The sequence below is a fragment of the Pseudomonas sp. GR 6-02 genome (assembly GCF_001655615.1).
GTDB lineage: Bacteria > Pseudomonadota > Gammaproteobacteria > Pseudomonadales > Pseudomonadaceae > Aquipseudomonas.
In genome coordinates this window covers 4,452,794-4,475,858 of the sequence record NZ_CP011567.1, presented here as the reverse complement: position 1 = coordinate 4,475,858, position 23,065 = coordinate 4,452,794, and the positions used below count along the sequence as shown (strand labels likewise).

14 protein-coding genes and 1 other RNA gene are annotated in these 23,065 nt (G+C 60.5%); 9 read left to right on the top strand and 6 right to left on the bottom strand.

The features are described 5' to 3' along the window. Positions 1 to 101: 101 nt before the first annotated feature. Positions 102 to 2,492, top strand: coding sequence for a sensor domain-containing diguanylate cyclase (locus PGR6_RS19550; protein ID WP_064619168.1), 2,391 nt, complete (start codon positions 102 to 104; stop codon positions 2,490 to 2,492). 95 nt (positions 2,493 to 2,587) lie between these two features. On the opposite strand, the gene dacB is transcribed toward PGR6_RS19550, so the two are convergent. Further along, positions 2,588 to 4,048, bottom strand: a complete 1,461-nt coding sequence (gene dacB, locus PGR6_RS19545; protein WP_018925274.1) for a D-alanyl-D-alanine carboxypeptidase/D-alanyl-D-alanine endopeptidase — start codon at positions 4,046 to 4,048, stop codon at positions 2,588 to 2,590. A gap of 234 nt (positions 4,049 to 4,282) precedes the next feature. Between dacB and PGR6_RS19540 the strand changes: the two genes are divergently transcribed. Then, the gene (locus PGR6_RS19540; RefSeq protein ID WP_018925275.1) at positions 4,283 to 4,627 is read left to right on the top strand and encodes a YggL family protein; all 345 of its coding nucleotides are present in this window, start codon (positions 4,283 to 4,285) and stop codon (positions 4,625 to 4,627) included. Positions 4,628 to 4,665: 38 nt separating this feature from the next. Here the strand turns inward: PGR6_RS19540 and PGR6_RS19535 are convergent, their stop codons facing one another. After that, positions 4,666 to 5,856 (bottom strand): benzoate/H(+) symporter BenE family transporter, encoded by a 1,191-nt coding sequence (locus tag PGR6_RS19535; protein ID WP_064619165.1) that lies wholly within the window; start codon positions 5,854 to 5,856, stop codon positions 4,666 to 4,668. 409 nt (positions 5,857 to 6,265) lie between these two features. Between PGR6_RS19535 and PGR6_RS19530 the strand changes: the two genes are divergently transcribed. Then, a complete protein-coding gene (locus tag PGR6_RS19530) occupies positions 6,266 to 7,030 on the top strand; it encodes a GntR family transcriptional regulator (RefSeq protein ID WP_007941070.1) in 765 nt (254 codons plus the stop codon). A gap of 90 nt (positions 7,031 to 7,120) precedes the next feature. Here PGR6_RS19530 and guaD read toward each other — a convergent pair whose 3' ends face one another. The 4 genes from guaD to xdhA all read right to left on the bottom strand — a co-directional run bounded on the left by guaD (position 7,121) and on the right by xdhA (position 13,294). Next, positions 7,121 to 8,419 (bottom strand): guanine deaminase, encoded by a 1,299-nt coding sequence (gene guaD, locus PGR6_RS19525; RefSeq protein WP_064619162.1) that lies wholly within the window; start codon positions 8,417 to 8,419, stop codon positions 7,121 to 7,123. Positions 8,420 to 8,480: 61 nt separating this feature from the next. Next, on the bottom strand, positions 8,481 to 9,326 hold the full coding sequence (gene xdhC / locus PGR6_RS19520; RefSeq protein ID WP_019579882.1) for a xanthine dehydrogenase accessory protein XdhC: 846 nt from the start codon (positions 9,324 to 9,326) through the stop codon (positions 8,481 to 8,483). Between the two features lie 124 nt (positions 9,327 to 9,450). Then, entirely contained in the window at positions 9,451 to 11,847 is a 2,397-nt protein-coding gene (gene xdhB, locus PGR6_RS19515) for a xanthine dehydrogenase molybdopterin binding subunit (protein WP_064619159.1), read from the bottom strand. Continuing rightward, positions 11,840 to 13,294, bottom strand: a complete 1,455-nt coding sequence (gene xdhA / locus PGR6_RS19510) for a xanthine dehydrogenase small subunit (protein WP_064619157.1) — start codon at positions 13,292 to 13,294, stop codon at positions 11,840 to 11,842. The genes xdhB and xdhA overlap by 8 nt, the downstream gene beginning before the upstream one ends. A 266-nt stretch (positions 13,295 to 13,560) precedes the next feature. On the opposite strand from xdhA, the gene PGR6_RS19505 reads away from it, so the two are divergent. The 6 genes from PGR6_RS19505 (at position 13,561) to ffs (ending at position 22,962) form a co-directional block, all read left to right on the top strand. After that, positions 13,561 to 14,220: a GntR family transcriptional regulator gene (locus PGR6_RS19505; protein ID WP_064619154.1), complete on the top strand. Its 660-nt coding sequence runs from the start codon at positions 13,561 to 13,563 to the stop codon at positions 14,218 to 14,220. A gap of 2 nt (positions 14,221 to 14,222) precedes the next feature. Beyond that, positions 14,223 to 17,711, top strand: a complete 3,489-nt coding sequence (smc, locus tag PGR6_RS19500; RefSeq protein WP_064619151.1) for a chromosome segregation protein SMC — start codon at positions 14,223 to 14,225, stop codon at positions 17,709 to 17,711. Positions 17,712 to 17,969: 258 nt separating this feature from the next. Further along, positions 17,970 to 18,821: a cell division protein ZipA gene (zipA, locus tag PGR6_RS19495; protein ID WP_018925283.1), complete on the top strand. Its 852-nt coding sequence runs from the start codon at positions 17,970 to 17,972 to the stop codon at positions 18,819 to 18,821. A gap of 213 nt (positions 18,822 to 19,034) precedes the next feature. Then, positions 19,035 to 21,392: an NAD-dependent DNA ligase LigA gene (gene ligA, locus PGR6_RS19490; RefSeq protein ID WP_064619148.1), complete on the top strand. Its 2,358-nt coding sequence runs from the start codon at positions 19,035 to 19,037 to the stop codon at positions 21,390 to 21,392. 154 nt (positions 21,393 to 21,546) lie between these two features. Next, positions 21,547 to 22,710, top strand: a complete 1,164-nt coding sequence (locus PGR6_RS19485; protein WP_064619144.1) for a zinc-binding metallopeptidase family protein — start codon at positions 21,547 to 21,549, stop codon at positions 22,708 to 22,710. Positions 22,711 to 22,865: 155 nt separating this feature from the next. Continuing rightward, positions 22,866 to 22,962: signal recognition particle sRNA small type (gene ffs / locus PGR6_RS19480), an RNA gene on the top strand. The last annotated feature ends 103 nt before the right edge of the window (positions 22,963 to 23,065 follow it).

Below are 23,065 nucleotides of genomic sequence, written 5' to 3'. Positions count from 1 at the left end.
GCTCTTTGGTTCTTTCAGTGCTGGTCAAATTAGTGGCTAATAGCTATAACTCAACTCATGGCCAATGGGCTTTCCGGCACCTGGCGTTATGAGTTGCGTTTATGTCGTTACACGCCGTGCGCCCCAAGATCCTGGGTTTTATCAGCGAAGATGTCTCGGCCTGGCTGGTCGCGCTGCTGGTATTGCTCGTCGGCGGGATTCTTACGGGGTTGCTGGCCTGGGCAACACTCAATCAGTTTCATCAGCAAATGCGGCAACGTTTCCAACTGCTCGCCAGTGAACGCTACAGCCGTATCGTAGAACGTTTCGAAGATCAGGAGCAGCGCCTTGATGGCCTGCGCCGGTTCTTCGCCAATTCCGAGTCGGTGTCCCGCGAGGAATTCGACGGTTACGCCAAACCTCTTTTGCGGCGCACTCAAGCCTATTCCTGGGCACCACGGGTTTCCCGCGCCGAACGCCCCTTGCTTGAACGCTTCGTGCATGACGAAGGCTTGAGCAATTTCACCTTTCGCGAACTCACCGCCGACGGCCAGTTGCAACCGGCCGCGGAACGGGACGAGTACGTGCCGGTGCTCTATACCCAAACCCAGAGCCGACTGCCCACGCCGCTGGGTTACGACCTGCTGGCCCAGCCCCTGCGCCGTTCGACCCTGGAGCGTGCCGATCGAACTGGCCGCATGGTTGTCTCGCAACCATTGCATCTGGTAGGCATTGAGCCTGCCTATTCACGGGGTGTGTTGCTGGTGGCACCGGTCAGCCGTCAGCAGCTGCCGGGCACCACGCCCGCCGGGTATGTGATGGCGGTGATCAGCATGCGCCAGCTGCTGGCGGACGGGCTGCCGGAAGAGAATCATGATTCTCTCTCGGTGCGCATTCTCGACTTGTCCACCGATGACCAACACGAAGTGCTGTACGAGTCGACCAACCCGGCGGGGGCCAGTGACTTATCCTCCACGCGCTTGCTGCGCCTGGCCGACCACGATTATCAAGTGGATATGCGCCCCAGTGCTGCGTTCCTGCAAGCCAACCATTCTTCAGTGACCAGCCAGGTGGTGCTGGGTGGTTTACTCAGCTTGTTGCTCAGTGTGTTTCTCTATGTGTTGGTCAGCCAGCGGCAACGGGCGCTGAAAATGGTCGAGCAACGGACCGAGGAACTGCACGCCCGTGAGCAAGAGCTGCGCGGCACGCATGGCCAATTGCGCGGCGTGCTGGATGCTGCGACTCAGGTGGCGATCATCGCCACCGACCTGCGGGGGATCGTCAGCACTTTCAATGCCGGTGCCGAGCACATGCTCGGTTACTCCAGTGCGCAGGCCGTGGGCCACATGACCCTGGAAAACCTGCACCTGCCCCGGGAGCTCGAGGCGCGGTCGGCGGAGTTGAGCGCGCGCTATGGCAAGCCGATTCCGACCTGTCAGGCCATGTTGGTCGAAGGCGGGGAAGAGGGCGGTCATGAAGCCCGGGAGTGGACGCTGGTGCGCCGCGACGGTAGCCATTTGACGGTGAACATGCTGGCGACCCCAGTTCTCGACGAACAAGGGCTGTGGGTTGGGCACCTGGCGATCTGTATCGACGTCACCGAGCGCAAGCGTGTCCACGAGGCTCTGGCGGCGCGGGACCTGTTGTTGAAGAAGCTCAGTGCCCATGTGCCCGGCGGGATTTACCAGTTCAAGATGGAGTTCGATGGGCGCTTCAGCATTATCTACGCCAGCGACGGGATGCGCGAGATCTACGAACTCGAATTGGAGGTACTGCTGAGCAATGCCGAAGCGGTGTTCTCGCGGATTCATCCTCAGGACTCGCGCCGGGTCCGCGCGTCGATCCAGGTGTCGGCGGACAACCTCAGCCCCTGGCGCGAAGAGTATCGCGTGCAATTGCCCGAGCGTGGCCTGCGCTGGGTCCGCGGCGAAGCAACGCCGGAGGAACTGCCCGGTGGCGGTGTGCTGTGGCATGGCTACATTTCGGACATTTCCGACCTCAAGCGGGTGGAAGAGGAGTTGCGCGCACTGTCGGTGACCGACTCATTGACCGGGATCTATAACCGCCGCTACTTCCAGGAGCGCCTGACCACCGAAATGGCCCGGGTCGAGCGCGGCGGTGGCGAGTTGTCGGTGATCATGCTCGACATCGACCACTTCAAACGCATCAATGACCAGCACGGCCATGCCGTGGGCGATCGGGTATTGCAGGCGGTGTGTGAGCGTATTGGCCGTCGCCTGCGGCGCACCGATGTGTTCTGTCGCCTGGGGGGCGAAGAGTTCATGGTGCTCTGTCCGGACATCGACGGCGAGCAGGCTCATGTGCTGGCCTTGGAACTGTGGCAAGGGTTGCGCAGTTCGCCGATCGACGAGGTGGGGATCGTTACCGCGAGTTTCGGGATTGCCAGCTGGCGGGCCGGGGAAGGCGCGGATGCGTTGCTGTTGCGGGCGGATTCGGGGGTTTACGCGGCGAAGCAGGCGGGAAGGGATCGGGTTGAAGGGCAGATGAGCTAGGTCTGCATACAGACCCTGTTGGAGATTCTATGTTGCAGGGTTGCCCTGCAACATAGAATCTCCGACATTGGATCTGAGGTGTTCTATGGATCCGGTTACAACACCGATGCCGTGGTCGGCAGTTTCGGCTGGCGATACAGGTCCAGCAGCACCTGATCCAGCACCGAAGACGCGCCAAACGGAGCCTTGTCGTTAAGGATCGCCACCACCGCCCAGGTATTGCCATTGACATCGCGGCTGAAGCCGGAGATGGCACGCACGGTGTTCAGGGTGCCAGTCTTGACGTGGGCTTCACCGGTCATGGCCGTGCGCTTCAGGCGTTTGCGCATGGTGCCGTCGGTGCCGGCAATCGGCATCGAGCTGATGAACTCGGCGGCGTACGGGCTGCGCCAGGCGGCTTGCAGCATCGCGGCCATTTCACGCGCGCTTACCCGTTCGGCGCGGGACAGGCCGGAGCCGTTCTCCATCACCAGGTGCGGTGCGGTGATGCCTTTCTGCGCCAGCCACTGACGCACCACGCGCTGGGCCGCTTTGGCGTCATCACTGTCGGCGTCGGTGCGGAACTTCTGGCCCAGGCTCAGGAACAACTGCTGAGCCATGGTGTTGTTACTGTATTTGTTGATGTCGCGAATGATTTCCGCCAGGTCTGGCGAGTAGGCCCGGGCCAGCACCTTGGCGCTGCTCGGCGTCGGTGCCAGACGATCCTGGCCCTGGATGCTGCCGCCCAGTTCCTTCCAGATCGCGCGCACGGCGCCGGCGGTGTAGGTCGCGTGGTCGAGTAGCGACAAGTAGGTCTGGGAGCTGCAACCTTCGCCCAACTGGCCGCCGACGGTCACGGTGACGCTGCCATCAGCCTGGGTCACCGGGTTGTAGCGCACGCCCCCGGTGCATTGCTTGGAGTTGAGCGCCTTGACCTGATTGTCGATGCGGATGCTGGCAATCGGCGGCTCGACCGACACCAGGACCTTGCCCGAATCGTTGCGGGCCACGAAACGCAGGGCCTTGAGGTTGACCAGCAGTGCGTCGGGCTTGACCAGGAACGGTTTGTTCTCGTCATTGCCGTCGTCGTTGAACTCGGGCAGTTGCGGCTGCACGAAGAAGCCGCGGTCCAGCACCAGGTCACCGGTGACCTGGGTCACGCCATTGGCGCGCAAGTCGCGCATCAGCAGCCAGAGTTTTTCCATGTTCAGCTTCGGATCGCCGCCACCCTTGAGGTAGAGGTTACCGTTGAGGATGCCACCGCTGAGGGTGCCGTCGGTGTAGAACTCGGTTTTCCACTGATGGTTCGGGCCAAGCATTTCCAGCGCCGCATAGGTGGTGACCAGTTTCATGGTCGAGGCCGGGTTGACCGAAACGTCAGCGTTATAAACGGTTGGGGTGCCCGGGCCATTAAGCGGGATCATCACCAGCGACAAGGCACTGTCCGGCAATTTGCTGGCCTTGAGGGCCTTTTCAACGTTGGGCGACAGGGCGGTGTTGATCGGTGCGGCGGAAACGGGGAGGGCCAGGGGCAGAAGAAGGCTGGCCAGCAGCAATGGACGCAAAGATTTGATCATCTGAAATAAAACCCTACAGCCGAGGGGAAAAAAGACGAGGGCATGGTGATAAATTCCCTCAGCGGTCATGAAAGTGCCGGCATTATGCCCCAAGGTGCAAGGGCTTGTGCCGCACCTTGGTCGACTAATCCGCTATTTTTTTACCGACGGTAGACGTCGCGCCGTTCTGAGGCGGGTAATCGGCGCCTTAAACTGCTAAAGTGCCGCCCGTTATTACTTATGAGGATTGTTCCAATGGCGACTAACCGTTCCCAGCGTCTGCGCAAAAAACTGTGCGTCGATGAATTTCAAGAGCTGGGTTTCGAACTGAACCTGGATTTCAAAGAAGATTTGGCTGATGAAGCCATTGATGCTTTCCTCGACGCGTTCCTGAAAGAAGCCATGGAAGCCAACGGTCTGGGTTATGTGGGCGGCGATGACTTCGGTCTGGTTTGCCTGCAGAAGCGTGGCTCGGTGACCGAAGCACAGCGTGCCGCTGTTGAAGCCTGGCTCAAGGGCCGTAGTGAATTGACCAGCGCTGAAGTCAGCCCGCTGATCGACGTCTGGTACCCGGAAAAGCCGATCAATCCGGTAGCCTGATGTTCAAAAAAACGGCGACCCAAGGGTCGCCGTTTTTTTCAGTCCTTGCGCCAATTCAGAATCACCAGCGTCAACACCCCCGCGACAATCCCCCAGAACGCCGAACCGATGGAAAACAGTGTCAGCCCCGATGCCGTCACCATAAAGGTAATCAGCGCCGCTTCCCGTTCCTGCACTTGCGCCATGGCAATGCTCAGACCGTTGATGATTGAGCCGAACAGCGCCAGCGCGGCAATCGACAGCACCAGTTCTTTAGGCAATGCGGCAAACAACGCCGCCAGAGTTGCACCGAACACCCCGGCAATCCCGTAGAAAATCCCGCACCAGACCGCTGCCGTGTAGCGCTTGTTGCGATCCTCATGGGCGTGCGGCCCGGTGCAGATCGCTGCGCTGATGGCGGCCAGGTTGATGCCGTGGGAGCCGAACGGTGCCAACAGCAGCGAGGCAATCCCAGTGGTGGTGATCAGCGGCGAGGCCGGGACGTTGTAGCCGTCGGCGCGCAAAACGGCGATGCCCGGCATGTTCTGCGAGGTCATTGCCACCACAAACAGCGGGATGCCGATGCTGATGGTCGCGGCCAGGGAGAAATGCGGCGTGGTCCAGACCGGCGTCGCGACTTCCAGGTGAAAGCCACTGAAATCCAGCAACCCCATGAAACCGGCCAGCGCGGTGCCGATCAACAGTGCCGCAAGCACGGCGTAGCGTGGCGACAGGCGCTTGACCAGCAGATACGTGAAGAACATCCCCAGGACCAGCGCGGTGCGGTGCTGGGCGGCGACGAAAATCTCGCTGCCGATCTTGAACAGAATCCCCGCCAGCAACGCTGCCGCCAACGAGGCCGGAATCTTTTTCACCAGCCGTTCGAAACTGCCCGTCAGGCCGCACACGGTCACCAACACTGCACAAGTAATGTAGGCGCCGATGGCCTCGCCGTAGCTGACACCGCCCAGGCTGGTGATCAGCAACGCCGCGCCGGGGGTCGACCAGGCAATGGTAATCGGGGTGCGATAGCGCAAGGACAGGCCGATCGAGCACACCGCCATGCCGATGGAGATCGCCCAGATCCACGACGAAATCTGCCCGCTGCTCAGGCCCGCCGCTTGGCCTGCCTGGAACATCAGCACCAGCGAACTGGTGTAACCGGTCATCATGGCGATGAACCCGGCGACGATGGCCGAGGGCGACGTGTCGGTCAGGGGACGAAGCTGCGTGTGCGTGGCGTCGGTCATGACAGCGGTGTTCCTTGTTTTATAGAAATAATCAACTCCGGGGAGCTTTTGTGGCGAGGGAGCTTGCTCCCGCTGGGCTGCGAAGCGGCCCCCCAAACAATCCAATGCGCTCAGATAGATGAAGCGCGTTAGCAGCATCAACGACGGCTTCGCCGCCGAGCGGGAGCAAGCTCCCTCGCCACAATGGTCTCTTCACTTCAGTTCCCGCCCACAGGTTTGCGCGTTCAAGCCTAAACTGAAACGTAACCGGGCGTTGCGATACAGCAAAGGCGACAAACAGCCGTACAGTCGTGTTGCCACCCGCCATTGTGTACAATTGCAGTGTTTTTTACGCGATACTTGCCAGTGACCCACTGTGCCGTATTACAGTCACGGTCAATTCGCCGCAGTTCTCCCGACTCGAGTGCCCATGAACGAACAGTTGCAACCCCTCAAGAAACAACCGCGAGCAGGCAAAGCCGGCCGCAGCGGTACCCAGGACGATATTGTCTACGCGCATATCTTCGAGGCCATCCTCGAACAGCGTCTGGCGCCCGGCACCAAGTTGAGCGAAGAAGCGCTGGGGGAAATTTTCGGGGTCAGCCGCACCATCATTCGCCGCGCGCTGTCGCGTCTGGCCCATGAAGGCGTGGTGTTGCTGCGTCCGAATCGCGGCGCTGTCGTTGCCAGCCCGAGTGTCGAGGAGGCTCGCCAGGTGTTCATGGCGCGGCGGCTGGTGGAGCGGGCGATCACTGAGTTGGCGGTGCAGCACGCCACTGCCGAGCAGATTGCCGACTTGCGGCAGATGGTCAACGACGAGCGCGACAGCTTCTCCCGTGGCGATCGCGGTGCCGGTATTCGTCTGTCGGGCGAGTTTCACTTGAAACTGGCCGAGGCGGCGAAGAACGCGCCGCTGATCAGCTTCCAGCGCAGCCTGGTGTCCCAGACATCGCTGATCATCGCCCAGTATGAGAGCGGCAACCGTTCCCACTGTTCCTACGATGAACACACCCAGCTGATCGACGCCATCGAAGCGCGGGACGCGACGCTGGCGGTGGATTTGATGATGCATCACATGGACCACATCGACAGCAAACTCAACCTCGACGAAGAAAGCGCGTCGGATGATTTGCATGCGGTGTTCTCGCATCTGTTGCAGACCAAGAAACCGGGGCGTTCGACTGCCAAGCTATAAATCGGGCCGAGTCGCGATAGCGGTCTGACAGGCGACAAAAAAATCCCCCGCAATCAATGAATGCGGGGGATTTTTTATGCCCGAAAAACCTTAACGCTGATGCACCAGATGCCCCGCCGCGTACGTCTGCAGCACAGTCCGATCATCCCCCAGCGTCATCAACACAAACAACGTCTCGGCTATGTTATTGGCCTGCTTCAGGCGATAGCTCAGCAGCGGCGTCGCGTTGTAGTCCAGCACCAGGAAGTCCGCGTCGGTGCCCGGTTGCAGGGTGCCGATCTTGTCTTCCAGGCGCAGCGCGCGGGCACCGCCGAGGGTGGCGAGGTAAAGCGACTTGAACGGGCTCAGCCGTGCGCCTTGCAGCTGCATGACCTTGTACGCTTCGTTCAGGGTTTGCAGCAGCGAGAAACTGGTGCCGCCGCCGACGTCCGTGCCCAGTCCGACATTCAGTTTGTGCTTCTCGGCCATCGGCAGGTTGAACAAGCCGCTGCCGAGGAAGAAGTTCGAGGTCGGGCAGAACGCAATCGCCGATCCGGTCTGCGCCAGGCGCGCGCATTCGTCGTCGCACAGGTGCACGCCGTGGGCGAACACCGAGCGCTCGCCGAGCAGTTGGTAGTGATCGTAGACGTCCAGGTAGCCCTTGCGCTCCGGGAACAGTTCCTTGACCCACTCGACTTCCTTGAGGTTTTCGCTGATGTGGGTCTGCATGTACAGATCCGGGTATTCGCTGAGCAACTGGCCGGCGAGGGTCAGTTGCTCCGGGGTGCTGGTCGGGGCGAAGCGCGGGGTGACGGCGTAATGCAGGCGGCCCTTGCCGTGCCAGCGTTCGATCAGCGCCTTGCTTTCGACGTAGCTCGATTCGGCAGTGTCAGTCAGGTAGTCCGGCGCGTTGCGATCCATCATCACCTTGCCGGCGATCATCCGCAGATCCAGTTGCTCGGCAGCCTCGAAAAACGAGTTCACCGATTGCGGATGCACGCTGCCGAAGACCAGGGCGGTGGTGGTGCCGTTGCGCAGCAGTTCCTTGATGAAAATATCCGCCACTTCGTCAGCGTGAGCCTTGTCGGCGAACTGGCTTTCGCACGGGAAGGTGTAGGTGTTCAGCCAGTCCAGCAGTTGCTCGCCGTAGGCGCCGACCATGCCGGTTTGCGGCAGGTGAATATGGGTGTCGATGAAGCCGGGAGTGATCAGTGCGTCCTGATAATGGGTGATCTCGATGTCAGCCGGCAGCGTTGGCAGCAATTCGCTGGCGTGGCCGATGGCGTTGATCTGGCCGTTCTCGACCACCAGCAGGCCGTCTTCGAAATACTCATACGAGGCTTCGATACCCACTTCGGCAGGGTCGGCGATGCTGTGCAGAATGGCGGCGCGGTAGGCTTTGCGAGTCATTGGCTTGGGTTCTCAATTGGTTCGAAGCTTTTCAATTCGAGGCTTTTCAGTTCGAAGCTCTTCAGTTAGAAGCTTGGCTGCGGCGCGAAGCAGGCAGCAGTTTGGCGATCGATGATCCGGCGCTGGCGGTGTGCTGGCCGAAATTCGCGTTATAGGTGGCGATGATTTCGCCGGCGATGGAGATGGCGATTTCCACAGGTAACTTGCCTTTGACTTCGCCCAGCCCCATCGGGCAGCGCATGCGTTGCAGCACGGCGCTGTCGAAACCACGATCACGCAGGCGGTGTTCGAATTTCACCCGTTTGGTTTTCGAACCGATCAGGCCGAAGTAGGCGAAGTCGTTGCGCTTGAGGATCGCGGCGGTGAGTTCGAGGTCGAGCTGGTGGTTGTGAGTCATGACAATGCAGTAGCTGCCAGCGGGCAGGTCATCGACTTCATCCAGCGGTTCTTCGGTGACGATTTTGCGCACACCGTGGGGGATCTGTTCGGGGAATTCGGCTTCCCGCGAATCGATCCAGCGCACCCGGCAGGGCAGGCTGGCGAGCAGCGGCACCAGCGCCCGACCGACGTGTCCGGCGCCGAATACAGCAATCTGCGCTTGCACCTGGCCCATCGGTTCGAACAGCAGCACGGTCACGCCGCCGCAGCACTGGCCCAGGCTGGCGCCGAGGCTGAAGCGCTCCAGATGGGTGTCCTGCCGGCCGCTGGCAAGCATCTCGCGGCCGATCTGCATGGCCTTGTATTCCAGATGCCCGCCACCAATGGTGTCGAACGTTTGCGTGGCGCTGATGACCATCTTGGAGCCGGCATTGCGCGGCGTCGAGCCGAGCTCTTCGATGATGGTCACCAACACACAGGGTTCACCCCGGTTTTGCAGGTCGGCGAGGGCGTCGATCCAGTTATACATGTTCACCTCTCAAGATCGTTCCCACGCTCGGCGTGGGAATGCATCTCTGGACGCTCCGCGTCCGCTGTTCACAATGCGACGCAGAGCGTCGCGGGCTGTATTCCCACGCAGAGCGTGGGAACGATCAAACCACTACTTCCGACTCAGTTTCGACGGCCTTCACCGCCTTCAACTGACGCATCTGCTCACAGCCCCACAACACCCGCTCCGGCGTCGCCGGCGCGTCGATTTTCGGTTGATGCCGGTAGTCGCCCAAACTCGCCACGGCGTCCTTGATCGCGCACCAGACGGCGATGCCAAGCATGAACGGCGGCTCACCCACAGCCTTGGAATGGAACACCGTGTCTTCCGGGTTCTTGCGGTTTTCCACCAGCTTCACCCGCAGGTCCAACGGCATGTCCGCCACGGCCGGGATCTTGTAGCTGGCCGGGCCGTTGGTCATCAGTTTGCCTTTGTCGTTCCACACCAGTTCTTCCATGGTCAGCCAGCCCATGCCCTGGATGAAACCGCCCTCGACCTGACCGATGTCGATGGCCGGGTTCAACGAGGCGCCGACGTCGTGGAGGATGTCGGTGCGCAGCATCTTGTACTCGCCCGTCAGGGTGTCGACGATCACCTCGGCGCAGGCCGCGCCGAAGGCGTAGTAGTAGAACGGCCGACCGCGAGCCTGACTGCGGTCGTAGTAGATTTTCGGAGTCTTGTAGAAGCCAGTGCTCGACAACGACACCTGGGCGAAATACGCCTGCTGGATCAGCGCTTCGAACGTCAGGATGTGATCGCGAACCCGCACATGACCGTTGTGGAATTCCACGTCTTCTTCGCTGACCTTGTATTGCCGCGCAGCAAATTCCACCAGGCGTTTCTTGATGATTTCCGCGGCATTCTGTGCGGCTTTACCGTTGAGGTCGGCGCCGCTGGAAGCGGCGGTCGGCGAGGTGTTCGGCACTTTGTCGGTGTTGGTCGCGGTGATCTGCACCCGGTCCATTTCCACCTGGAATACTTCAGCCACCACTTGTGCAACCTTGGTGTTCAGGCCCTGGCCCATCTCGGTGCCGCCGTGGTTCAGGTGGATGCTGCCGTCGGTGTAGACATGCACCAGCGCACCGGCCTGGTTGAGGAAACTGGCGGTGAAGGAGATACCGAATTTCACCGGGGTCAGCGCCAGGCCTTTTTTCAGGATCGGGCTGTTGGCGTTGTAGCGACGAATCGCTTCGCGACGCTCGGCGTACTGGCTGCTGGCTTCCAGTTCGGCGGTCATTTCCTCGAGCATGTTGTGCTCGACGGTCTGGTAGTAATGGGTGACGTTGCGCTCGGTCTTGCCGTAGTAGTTGGCCTTGCGCACCGCCAGCGGATCGAGGGCCAGATGACGGGCTATGGCGTCCATCACTTCTTCGATCGCAACCATGCCTTGCGGGCCACCGAAGCCACGGTAAGCGGTGTTCGACGCGGTATTGGTCTTGCAGCGGTGACCATTGATGGTCGCATCGCCCAGGTAGTACGAGTTGTCGGCATGGAACATCGCGCGGTCGACAATCGACGCCGACAAATCCGGTGAGCAACCGCAGTTACCGGCCAGCTCCAGGGCGATGCCGTGCAGGCGGCCGGTGCTGTCGAAGCCCACGTCGTACTCGACGTAGAACGGGTGACGCTTGCCGGTCATCAGCATGTCTTCGACACGCGGCAGGCGCATTTTTGTGGGTTGACCGGTCAGGTGCGCGATCACCGCGCACAGGCACGCCGGGCTTGCCGCCTGGGTTTCCTTGCCGCCGAAACCACCGCCCATGCGGCGCATGTCGACGACGATCTTGTTCATCGACACGTTCAGCACTTCGGCCACCAGTTTCTGCACTTCGGTGGGGTTCTGGGTCGAGCAGTAAACGATCATCCCGCCGTCTTCAGTCGGCATCACCGAGGAGATCTGGGTTTCCAGATAAAAGTGTTCCTGGCCGCCGATGTGCAGCGTGCCCTGGATGCGATGCTCTGCAGTGGCCAGGGCATTGGCCGAATCGCCACGCTGGTGGGTGTGGCTGTCGAGCACGAAATGGCGTTTGCGCAGGGCTTCGACCACGTCCAGAACCGGTTCGAGGTCTTCGTATTCGATGATCGCCGCCATCGCGGCTTTGCGCGCGGTTTCCAGGTCTTTCGCGGCGACGGCGAGCACCGGTTGACCGACGAACTGCACGTCATCGATGGCCAGCAGCGGATCGCCCGGTAACAGCGGGCCGATGTCTTTCAGGCCCGGCACGTCTTCGTGGGTGATGGCGATTCGCACACCTTCAAAGGCATAGCAGGGCTTAGTGTCGATGCTGATGATTTTCGCGTGGGCGCGGTCCGACAGCCGTGCGTAAACGTGCAGCTGATTGGGGAATTCCAGCCGATCGTCGATGTACTGCGCTTCACCGGACACATGCTTGGCGGCGCTGTCGTGCTTGACGCTGCGGCCGACGCCGGTGGTCAGGTCCTTGGCGAACAATTCAGCCAGTTCGGCTTGGGTCTTCTCTACGGCGTGATGATTAGACATAAGCGGTCACCCGAGTCTCGATGTGCGGTGTTTGCAGTTCGATGAAGTATTTGCGCAGCAGGTTCTGCGCGCTGAGCAGGCGGTATTCCTTGCTGGCGCGGAAGTCCGAGAGCGGTGTGAAATCTTCGGCCAGTGCGGCGCAGGCGCGTTCAATGGTGGCGTTGTTGAACGGTGCGCCAACCAGCGCGGCTTCGCAGTTTTTCGCACGTTTCGGGATGGCCGCCATGCCGCCGAAAGCAACGCGGGCGTCGGTGACTACGCCATTGTCGATGCGCAGGTTGAAGGCTGCGCAGACTGCGGAAATGTCGTCGTCCAGACGCTTTGACACCTTGTAGGCGCGGAACAGTTGTTCAGCGCTGGCGCGGGGCACGATGATCTTCTCGATGAACTCGCTTTCCTGGCGCGCGGTGACCCGGTAATCGATGAAGTAATCTTCCAGGGCCAGGGTGCGGCGAGCCTCGCCTTTGCACAGCACGATCTTCGCGCCAAGGGCGATCAGCAGCGGTGGCGAGTCACCGATCGGCGAGGCGTTGCCGATATTGCCGCCGAGGGTGCCCTGGTTGCGAATCTGCAACGAAGCGAAGCGCTGCAGCAATTCGCCGAAGTCCGGGTACTCGGCCTTCAAAGCGTCGTAACAGTCGGAGAGGGCGGTGGCGGCGCCGATTTCCAGGCGATCGTCGAAGCGCTCGATGCGTTTCATTTCAGCGACGTTGCCGACGTAGATCATCACCGGCAAGGTGCGGTGGAATTGCGTGACTTCCAGCGCAAGGTCGGTACCGCCGGCCAGCAGGCGGGCCTGTGGATAAGCGTCGTAGAGGTCGGCCAGATCGGCCACGGTCAAGGGCACCAGGCAACGTTTGTCGCCACTGTTGAGTTCACCGATGTCGGTGGGGGCGATGGCTTTCAGGCGAGCGATGGTTTGCGCTTCGCGAGCATCGAACTGGTCCGGTTGCTTGTCGCAGCAGGATTGCTCGGCGGCGGCCAGGATCGGCCGATAACCGGTACAGCGGCAGAGGTTGCCGGCCAGCGCTTCATGGGCCTTGTGGGAGTCCGGTTGATCGCTGTTCTTTTGCAGGGCGAACAACGACATGACAAAGCCCGGGGTGCAGAAGCCGCACTGCGAGCCGTGGCACTCGACCATGGCTTTTTGCACGCTGTGCAGTTGGCCTTGGTGCTTGAGGTCTTCGACGCTGATCAGTTGCTTGCCGTGCAGCGACGAAACAAAGGTCAGGCACGAGTTGAGGCTGCGATAGCGAATGTGTTCGCGGCCATCGTCATCCGTCTGCAACTCGCCGACCACCACGGTGCAGGCGCCACAGTCACCGCTGGCGCAGCCTTCTTTGGTGCCGGGTTTGCCCACATGTTCGCGCAAGTAATTGAGCACGGTCAGGTTCGGGTCCAGGGCGTGCTCGCTACGGAGTTCCTGGTTTAATAAAAACTGGATCACGGATGGCCTCGCAAACTCATTATTGTTGTTAACCGACATGAGCCGAATTTATCAGGTCTGACTTTTCGGTCAATGATTTTCTGACTTAAAGGTCAGGAAATGGCATTTTGTCGATCAACGACTCGTTCCTTCATTATTGACCCTCACGGGATAGCCTGCTTTTTGCTTGAATCGTGCCAAAAACCGCTGGGTGGGCACTCCGCCATGACCCATCAATTGCGCTACACTGCGCCGCTTGTGCAGATCGAAGAGTTTGAAGGACAACCATGACGTTCAAGGCGCCGGACAGCCTCGCCGAGCAAATCGCTCACCACCTCGCCGAACGTATCATTCGCGGCGAAATGAAGCCGGGGGAGCGCATCCAGGAACAGAAGGTCACGCTGGCCCTCAATGTCAGCCGCGGTTCAGTCCGTGAGGCCTTGCTGATCCTCGAGCGCCGCCACTTGATCGCGATTTTACCGCGACGTGGCGCCCACGTGACTGAACTGACGGCGCACAAGGTGCAGAGCCTGTGCACGCTGATGAGCGAGTTGTACATATTGCTCGGCAACGCCGTGGCCAGCGGTTGGCAAGTCCAGGCCGACATGGCGCCATTTCTGCAGATCCAGCAGCGCCTGACCGCCAGCTACGAACGCCAGGACATCCGCACGTTCGTCGACGACAGCTTCAGCGTGATGCGTGCCGCGTATCCGTTCGCCAACAACCCGTACTTGCAGGAAACCGTCGAGAATCTGCAGCCGGCCATGAGCCGTGCGTATTTCCTGGCGTTGGAGCAGCGCAAGGCCTCGATGAGCGAGTTCCTGGAACTGTTCGAACGCCTGCTGGCCGCCGTGCTGGCCCGTGACTTTGCGCAGATCCGCGTGGTGCTGACGGCGTATGCCCAGCGCAGTTGCGATCTGGTGGTTTCTGCCTTGACGGTCGCTTAAGCGTGCGGCTCAAGTGCATCAAACTGGCGGGGTTCAAATCCTTCGTCGACCCGACCACGGTGAACTTCCCCAGTAACATGGCGGCGGTGGTCGGTCCCAATGGCTGTGGCAAGTCGAACATCATCGACGCCGTGCGTTGGGTGATGGGCGAGAGCTCGGCCAAGAACTTGCGCGGCGAGTCGATGACCGACGTCATCTTCAACGGCTCCACCAGCCGTAAACCGGTGAGCCAGGCGAGCATCGAGCTGGTGTTCGATAACTCCGATGGCACCTTGATCGGCGAATACGCCGCCTACGCGGAAATTTCCATCCGCCGCAAAGTGACCCGCGACAGCCAGAACAGTTATTTCCTCAACGGCGCCAAATGCCGTCGTCGTGACATCACTGACATTTTCCTCGGCACCGGTCTCGGCCCGCGCAGCTATTCGATCATCGAGCAGGGGATGATCTCCAAGCTGATCGAAGCCAAGCCGGAAGACCTGCGCAACTTTATCGAAGAAGCGGCGGGCATCTCCAAGTACAAGGAGCGTCGACGCGAAACCGAAAACCGCATCCGCCGCACCCACGAAAACCTGGCCCGCCTGACCGACCTGCGCGAAGAGCTCGAGCGTCAGCTTGAACGCTTGCACCGCCAGGCCGAGGCCGCCAAGAAGTATCAGGAATACAAGGGCGAAGAGCGTCAGCTCAAGGCCCAGTTGTCAGCCCTGCGCTGGCAGGCGCTGAACGAGCAGGTCGGCCAGCGCGAAGCGATCATCGGCACCCAGGAAATCACCTTCGAAGCTCTGGTGGCCGAGCAGCGCAATGCCGACGCGGCCATTGAACGCCTGCGTGACGGGCATCACGACCTGTCCGAGCGCTTCAATCTGGTGCAGGGGCGCTTCTATTCGGTCGGCGGCGACATCGCTCGGGTCGAGCAGAGCATCCAGCACGGTCAGCAGCGCTTGCGTCAATTGCAGGATGACCTGAAAGAAGCCGAGCGCGCGCGGCTGGAAACCGAGTCTCACCTGGGCCACGATCGCACCTTGCTGCTGACCCTGGGTGAAGAGCTGGACATGCTCACGCCGGAACAGGAAGTCACCAGCGCCGCCGCCGAAGAGGCCGCCGCCGCACTGGAAGAATCCGAAACCACCATGCATGGCTGGCAGGAGCAGTGGGACACCTTCAACCTCACCGCCGCCGAGCCGCGTCGCCAGGCTGAAGTTCAGCAGTCGCGGATCCAGCAGCTGGAAACCAGCATGGAGCGATTGGCCGATCGTCAGAAGCGTCTGGCCGAAGAGCGCGCGCTGCTTTCGGCGGACCCGGAAGACGCGGCGATCATGGAGCTCAGCGAGCAGTTGGCCGCGTCCGAGGCGACGCTGGAAGACTTGCAGGCCAGTGAAGAGGCGCAAGTCGAACGTCTTGAGCAACTGCGTCAGGAGTTGCAGCAAGCGTTGTCGGCGCAGCAGCAAGCCCAAGGTGATTTGCAGCGGCTCAACGGTCGGCTGGCCTCGCTGGAAGCCTTGCAGCAAGCCGCGCTCGATCCGGGCACCGGCACCGCCGAATGGCTGCGCGAACAGCACCTGGCGGATCGTCCGCGTCTGGCCGAAGGTCTGAAGGTTGAGGCCGGGTGGGAGCTGGCGGTGGAAACCGTACTCGGTGCCGACCTGCAAGCAGTGCTGGTGGACGACTTCGGTGATTTCGATCTGGCCGGGTTCGCCCAAGGCGATCTGCGCCTGCTCAGCCCGGCCAGCGATGGCGTGCGCATGCCCGGCAGTTTGCTCGACAAGGTCGAGGCGCAGATCGACCTGTCGCCTTGGCTGGGGCAGGTCAAACCGGTCGACAGCCTTGAACAGGCCTTGGCCTTGCGCGGGCAATTGGCTGCCGGCCAAAGCCTGATCAGCCGCGACGGCTACTGGGTTGGCAGGCACTTTTTACGCGTACGTCGGGCTAGCGAGGCAGAAAGCGGCGTACTCGCCCGTGGCCAGGAAATCCAACGGCTGGGCCTGGAGCGTGAAGAACGCGAAGCCACGGTTGAAACTCTGGAAACCCAACTTCAGAATCTCAGGGCGCAACAGCGTCAGCAGGAAAACGGCCGCGAACATTTGCGCCGTCTGCTGCAAGACGAAGCGCGTCAGCAGGGCGAATTGAAAGCCCAGTTGTCGGCTGGTAAAGCCAAGGTCGAACAGTTGACCCTGCGCCGCAGCCGTCTCGATGAAGAACTCACCGAGCTCGGCGAGCAGCGCGCCCTGGAACACGAAAACATCGGCGAAGCGCGCCTGCAATTGCAGGAAGCCCTCGACAGCATGGCGGTGGATACCGAGCAGCGCGAGTTGCTGCTGGCCCAGCGCGACAGCCTGCGCGAACGCCTCGACCGGGTGCGCCAGGAAGCCCGGCAGCACAAGGACCATGCGCATCAATTGGCGGTGCGCCTGGGGTCGTTGAAGGCGCAACACGATTCCACCCGTCAGGCCCTTGAGCGGCTGGAAATGCAGGCAGAGCGCCTGACCGAGAAGCGCGAACAGCTGAGCCTCAATCTGGAAGAGGGCGAGGCACCGCTGGAAGAGCTGCGGCTGAAGCTCGAAGAGTTGCTCGACAAACGCATGACCGTCGACGAAGAGCTCAAGACCGCGCAAATCGCCATGGAAGACGCCGACCGTGAACTGCGCGATGCTGAAAAGCGCCGGACTCAGGCCGAGCAGCAATCCCAGTTGATTCGCAGCCAGCTTGAACAGCAACGCATGGAATGGCAAGCGTTGACGGTGCGGCGCAAGACCTTGCAGGATCAATTGCTCGAAGATGGCTACGATCTCAATGGCGTGCTCGCCACACTGGTGGCCGGGGCCAGCGAGAAAGACGCCGAAGAAGAACTCGAGCGTATTGCCGCGCGGATTCAGCGCCTCGGCGCGATCAACCTCGCGGCCATCGACGAATACCAGCAACAATCCGAGCGTAAACGTTATCTGGATGCCCAGAACGACGATCTGGTGGAAGCACTGGACACTCTCGAGAACGTGATTCGCAAGATCGACAAGGAAACCCGAAACCGCTTCAAAGATACCTTTGATCAGATCAATGGCGGTTTACAGGCCCTTTTCCCAAAAGTTTTCGGTGGAGGCAGCGCCTATTTGGAACTGACGGGCGAAGATCTACTCGATACAGGGGTAACGATCATGGCGCGGCCGCCAGGAAAGAAGAACAGCACCATCCATTTGCTCTCCGGTGGCGAAAAAGCCCTGACCGCATTGGCCCTGGTATTTGCCATCTTCAAGTTGAATCCGGCGCCGTTCTGCATGCTCGATGAAGTTGACGCGCCATTGGATGACGCTAACGTTGGACGCTACGCACGGCTGGTCAAAGAGATGTCGCAGACGGTGCAGTTCATCTATATCACCCACAACAAGATCGCCATGGAAATGGCCGATCAATTGATGGGGGTGACGATGCATGAACCGGGTTGCTCGCGTCTGGTGGCAGTGGATGTGGAGGAGGCGATGGCCATGGTGGACGCCTGAGTCATTGCATGTAGGACAGGTAATTTTAAGCTGTAGGGCTTTTTTACCTGGCTTGACTTGCTGGCCAATCGACATATTCGCGCAAGCCATTGTGACAGACGGTGTAAAGTTATCTTTGGTCGTGCTAGTTTAATGTCAATTTTTCGTATACGTGGGCAAAACGCCTGTCAGAACATAGAGTTGGCGCCACGTTTTAAAGCGGTTTACACAATGTAAACCCCTTATTTTTCAGCATTTTTTATAGAGGCACGGGATTACATGGAAATCGGTCTGCGCGAGTGGCTGATCGTCATCGGCATTATTGTCATTGCCGGTATTCTTTTCGATGGCTGGCGTCGCATGCGCGGCGGCAAGGGAAAACTGAAATTCCGTCTTGACCGAAGTCTGTCCAACCTGCCGGACGAGGACACCAGCGCCGAGCTGTTGGGCCCGCCCCGCGTGCTGGACACCCAGAAAGAACCGCAACTGGACGAGCACGACTTGCCGTCGGTGAGCATGCCTGCCCGTGAACCGCGCGAATCGGGTTCCAAGCGCGGCAAGCGTGGCCATGGCGAGCCGTCGCAAGGCGATATGAACCTCAGCCTGGACCTGGACGGTGGCCCGAGCTTCAGCAGCCGTGACAACGATTTCCCGGATGACCGCAAGTCCGCCAGCTCACCTGAAAAAGATCAGCCACAAGCCGAAGAAGTGCTGGTGATCAGTGTGATCTGCCGCGACCCGGCCGGCTTCAAGGGCCCGGCGCTGTTGCAGAACATTCTGGAAAGCGGTCTGCGTTTCGGCGAGATGGACATTTTCCACCGCCACGAAAGCATGGCCGGTAACGGCGAAGTGCTGTTCTCGATGGCCAACGCGGTCAAGCCGGGCGTTTTCGATCTGGATGATATCGACCACTTCAGCACCCCGGCGGTGAGCTTCTTCCTCGGTCTGCCAGGCCCGCGTCATCCGAAGCAAGCCTTCGACGTGATGGTGGCGGCGGCACGCAAGCTGTCCCAGGAGCTGAACGGCGAACTGAAGGACGACCAGCGCAGCGTGCTGACCGCCCAGACGATTGAGCACTACCGTCAGCGCATCGTCGAGTTCGAACGCCGCGCATTGACCCAGAAGCGCTAAACGAATGACTGGGGCAGGCTTCTGTGGCGAGGGAGCTTGCTCCCGCTGGGCCGCGAAGCAGCCCCATCCAGATACACCGCATTCACTGGATTTACGACGGCTTCGCCGCCGAGCGGGAGCAAGCTCCCTCGCCACAGTGTCCACAGCTTTGCGCTACCGTATTTAAAAGATTGAGCAGCCTCGGCTGCTCTTTTGCTTTATGAGAGAACACCCATGACTGCCGCCGAAACCCGCATTCTAGAGCTGCGCGCCGAGCTCGATCAGCACAACTATCGCTACCATGTGCTGGATGAGCCGAGCATTCCGGACGCCGAATACGATCGCTTGTTCCATGAACTCAAGGCGCTCGAAGCGGCCCATCCCGAACTGATCACCAGCGACTCGCCGACCCAGCGCGTCGGCAGTGCGGCGCTGTCGGCGTTCACTCAGGTGCGTCATGAAGTGCCGATGCTCAGCCTTGGCAACGCCTTCGAAGAAACCGACATGCGCGAATTCGATCGCCGGGTGACGGAAGGTCTGGACTTGCCGGTCGGCGACCTGTTCGGTGGCGGCGCAGCGGTGGAGTACAGCTGCGAACCCAAGCTCGATGGCCTGGCGGTCAGCCTGCTGTATCAGGACGGCATGCTGGTGCGCGGCGCCACTCGCGGCGATGGCACCACGGGCGAAGACATCAGCGTCAACGTGCGCACCGTGCGCAATATCCCGCTCAAGCTGCATGGCAGCGGCTGGCCGGCGACCCTGGAAGTGCGCGGCGAAGTGTTCATGTCCAAGGCCGGTTTCGAGCGGCTCAACGCCACGCAACTGGAAATGGGCGGCAAGACCTTCGCCAACCCGCGGAACGCGGCGGCGGGTAGCTTGCGGCAGCTGGATTCAAAGATCACCGCCAACCGTCCGCTGGAATTCTGCTGCTACGGCATCGGCCAGGTTTCCGCCGATATCGCCGACACGCACATTGGCAATCTGCAGCAACTCAAAGCCTGGGGTATGCCGATCAGTCATGAATTGAAATCGGCTCGTGGCATCGATGAGTGCCTGGATTACTACCGCGACATCGGCGAACGCCGCAATGCGCTGCCCTATGAAATCGACGGCGTGGTGTTCAAGGTCAACAGCATTGCCTCCCAGCGCGAGTTGGGTTTCCGTGCCCGCGAACCGCGTTGGGCCATCGCGCATAAATTCCCGGCGATGGAAGAGCTCACCGAGTTGCTCGATGTGGAGTTTCAGGTCGGTCGCACCGGTGCCGTGACGCCGGTGGCACGCTTGAAACCGGTCAAGGTCGCCGGTGTTACCGTGGCCAATGCGACGTTGCACAACATGGATGAGGTCGCGCGATTGGGGCTGATGATCGGCGACACCGTGATCATCCGTCGCGCCGGTGACGTGATTCCGCAAGTGGTGCAAGTGGTCATCGAGCGTCGTCCTGAGGATGCACGGCCGGTACAGATTCCCGAGCATTGCCCGGTCTGCGGTTCGCATGTCGAGCGTACGCAACTGGTCAAGCGCAGCAAGGGTCGCGAGACCGTCAGCGAAGGCGCGGTGTATCGCTGCGTCGGCCGTCTGGCCTGCGGTGCGCAACTCAAGCAGGCGATCATTCACTTCGTTTCACGCCGGGCCATGGACATCGAAGGGCTGGGCGAGAAGAGTGTCGAGCAATTGGTGGACGAAGGTCTGGTGAATTCGCCAGCCGATTTGTACGCATTGACCTTCGAACAAATCGTCGACCTCGAAGGCTTTGCCGAGCTGTCGAGCAAGAACCTGCTCGGCGCCATCGAAGACAGCAAGCGCCCGAGCCTGGCGCGGTTCATCTATGCCTTGGGTATCCCTGATGTCGGCGAAGAGACGGCCAAGGTGCTTGCACGGTCTCTCGGCTCGCTGGAGCGGGTTCAGCAGGCATTGCCGCAAGTACTCACGTACTTGCCGGATGTCGGGCTGGAAGTGGCTCACGAAATTCACAGCTTCTTTGAAGACCCGCATAACCAGCAGGTGATTGCCAATCTGTTGAAGCACGGCCTGCAGATTCAGGATCAGGGGGCGTTGGGGGCTGAATTCGCTGCAAGCACCACGCTTGGCGGTTTTCTCGACAAGCTGAACATTCCTTCGGTCGGGCCGGGCGGGGCGCAGAAGCTTGCCGACAAATTCGGCTCGCTTGAAGCGGTGATGAATGCTGACTGGCTGGACATGCGTCAGGCGTTGCCGGAAAAGCAGGCGACCTCGGTGCGTGAGTTTTTTGCGGTCGCAGAAAATCGTCAGCTCGCTGAGTCCGCTGAAAAGCAGCTGAGCGATTTCGGCATGCATTGGCAGAGCGAGAAAAAAGTCGTCGAAGGATTGCCGCTGGCTGGGCAGACCTGGGTGCTGACCGGTTCGCTGGAACTGATGAGTCGCGACGTTGCCAAGGACAAACTTGAAAGTCTCGGGGCCAAGGTGGCCGGTTCGGTGTCGGCCAAGACCCATTGCGTGGTCGCCGGGCCGGGCGCAGGTTCGAAGCTGGCCAAGGCCAATGAACTGGGGTTGAAAGTGCTGGATGAAGAGGCGTTTGTCGAGTTTCTTGGCAAGCACAATATTTCGGTTTAACTGATCGTTCCCACGCTCTGCGTGGTAACGCATCCCGTGACGCTCTGCGTCACAGCGGACGCGGAGCGTCCGGGGCGGCATTCCCACGCAGAGCGTGGGAACGATCATGTCTGAGCAATGATCTAGTCTTGGCAGTCCCCAAAGAGAGATCGCCATGTACCGCTTCTTCGAACAGCTCAGTTCACGCATCGCCGCGCCCTTCATGGGTGAGCGTTCGCGCAACAGCAAGGTCTGGCATTGTCGCTGCGGGCAGTCGCTGTTCTTTCGCAACAGCCAGTGCCTGGCCTGTTCGGCGGCACTGGGCTATCAGCCGCAGCAAAGTCGCTTGTCATCGCTGCAACCCGGCCCGCAAGCGGATACCTGGTTGCTCGATGCCGACCCTGACGCCGGTATTTTCCGCCGTTGCGCCAATCTCGATTCCCCGGCTGCGTGCAACTGGTTATTGCCGGCCAATCATCACGATGGGTTGTGCATCGCCTGTAGCCTGAATCGCACCATCCCCGACCTGTCGATTCCCGAGAATCACGAACGCTGGCGCAAAGTGGAAACCGCCAAGCGTCGCCTGGTGGCGCAGTTGCTCAGCCTGGGCTTGCAGGTCATTCCCAAAACGGTGGACGAAGGGGCTGGTCTGGCCTTCGATTTCATCGGTATCGACCTCGAAGGCAAGCCGCCGACCACCGGGCACGCCAACGGCCTGATCACCCTCGATATCAAAGAAGCCGACGACGCCCACCGCGAGCAGGTTCGCGTGCAGATGCACGAACCCTATCGCACGCTGCTCGGTCACTTTCGGCACGAGACAGGGCATTACTACTGGGACCGACTGATCGCCAACAGTGCCTGGCTGGAACCGTTCCGCGGCCTGTTCGGCGACGAGCGTGCCAGCTACGCCGAGGCTCTTGAGCAGCATTATCAACAAGGTGCGCCGCTCGACTGGCAGCAACATTACGTCAGCGCCTACGCCACCATGCACCCTTGGGAAGACTGGGCGGAAACCTGGGCTCACTACCTGCACATGATGGATGCGGTGGACACCGCCCTGGGTTTTGGCATGAGTGCCCAGGAAATGGAGTTCGACTATCAGCCGTTTCCACCCAGTACGCTGTTCGACCCGCAACATCCCGGCGGGCCGGCGTTCCTGTCGTTCGTCAACGCGTGGATCGAACTGGCCGGCATGCTCAACGAGTTGTCACGCAGTATGGGCCAGCCGGACTTCTATCCGTTCGTCTTGCCGCCGGCGGTGATCGCCAGGCTGCACTTCATTCACCTGGTGATCCAGCAAGAGGGCGGCCGGGCGGATGAAGTGTTGGTGCAATAGGATCAAAAGACCGCGGCCTGGTCGCGATCTTTTGAAGGCCGGCGCATGTCCTTGAAGCGGCTCATGTTTTTTAATCTGCCCGAACGGTTGTAACTTCGTCTCAGATAGGTACAATGGCGCGGCTCGCCGTCAGGTGAGCGTCGTTATGGTGACCCCATCGGTCCCCCCGCAACGATTACCCGTGAACCTGGTCAGATCCGGAAGGAAGCAGCCACAGCGGGAACATTGTGTGCCGGGGTGTGGCTGGTGGGGTTGCCTCCATAACGCAACACGAACCCTCTCTCGTGTTTTCTATCTAAAAATACTGTTTTTCTTTCCCTGCCATGGAGCTCATCCAGGGCGGCTTTTCGTCGTT

Bases quoted from the DNA above. Each gene is read 5' to 3' on its own strand.
- PGR6_RS19530 (WP_007941070.1), top strand. From the start codon at position 6,266: ATGAACGAACAGTTGCAACCCCTCAAGAAACAACCGCGAGCAGGCAAA.
- PGR6_RS19535 (WP_064619165.1), bottom strand. From the start codon at position 5,856: ATGACCGACGCCACGCACACGCAGCTTCGTCCCCTGACCGACACGTCG.
- dacB (WP_018925274.1), bottom strand. From the start codon at position 4,048: ATGATCAAATCTTTGCGTCCATTGCTGCTGGCCAGCCTTCTTCTGCCC.
- PGR6_RS19550 (WP_064619168.1), top strand. From the start codon at position 102: ATGTCGTTACACGCCGTGCGCCCCAAGATCCTGGGTTTTATCAGCGAA.
- ligA (WP_064619148.1), top strand. From the start codon at position 19,035: ATGACTGCCGCCGAAACCCGCATTCTAGAGCTGCGCGCCGAGCTCGAT.
- xdhC (WP_019579882.1), bottom strand. From the start codon at position 9,326: ATGTATAACTGGATCGACGCCCTCGCCGACCTGCAAAACCGGGGTGAA.
- PGR6_RS19505 (WP_064619154.1), top strand. From the start codon at position 13,561: ATGACGTTCAAGGCGCCGGACAGCCTCGCCGAGCAAATCGCTCACCAC.
- zipA (WP_018925283.1), top strand. From the start codon at position 17,970: ATGGAAATCGGTCTGCGCGAGTGGCTGATCGTCATCGGCATTATTGTC.
- PGR6_RS19540 (WP_018925275.1), top strand. From the start codon at position 4,283: ATGGCGACTAACCGTTCCCAGCGTCTGCGCAAAAAACTGTGCGTCGAT.
- xdhB (WP_064619159.1), bottom strand. From the start codon at position 11,847: ATGTCTAATCATCACGCCGTAGAGAAGACCCAAGCCGAACTGGCTGAA.
- guaD (WP_064619162.1), bottom strand. From the start codon at position 8,419: ATGACTCGCAAAGCCTACCGCGCCGCCATTCTGCACAGCATCGCCGAC.
- PGR6_RS19485 (WP_064619144.1), top strand. From the start codon at position 21,547: ATGTACCGCTTCTTCGAACAGCTCAGTTCACGCATCGCCGCGCCCTTC.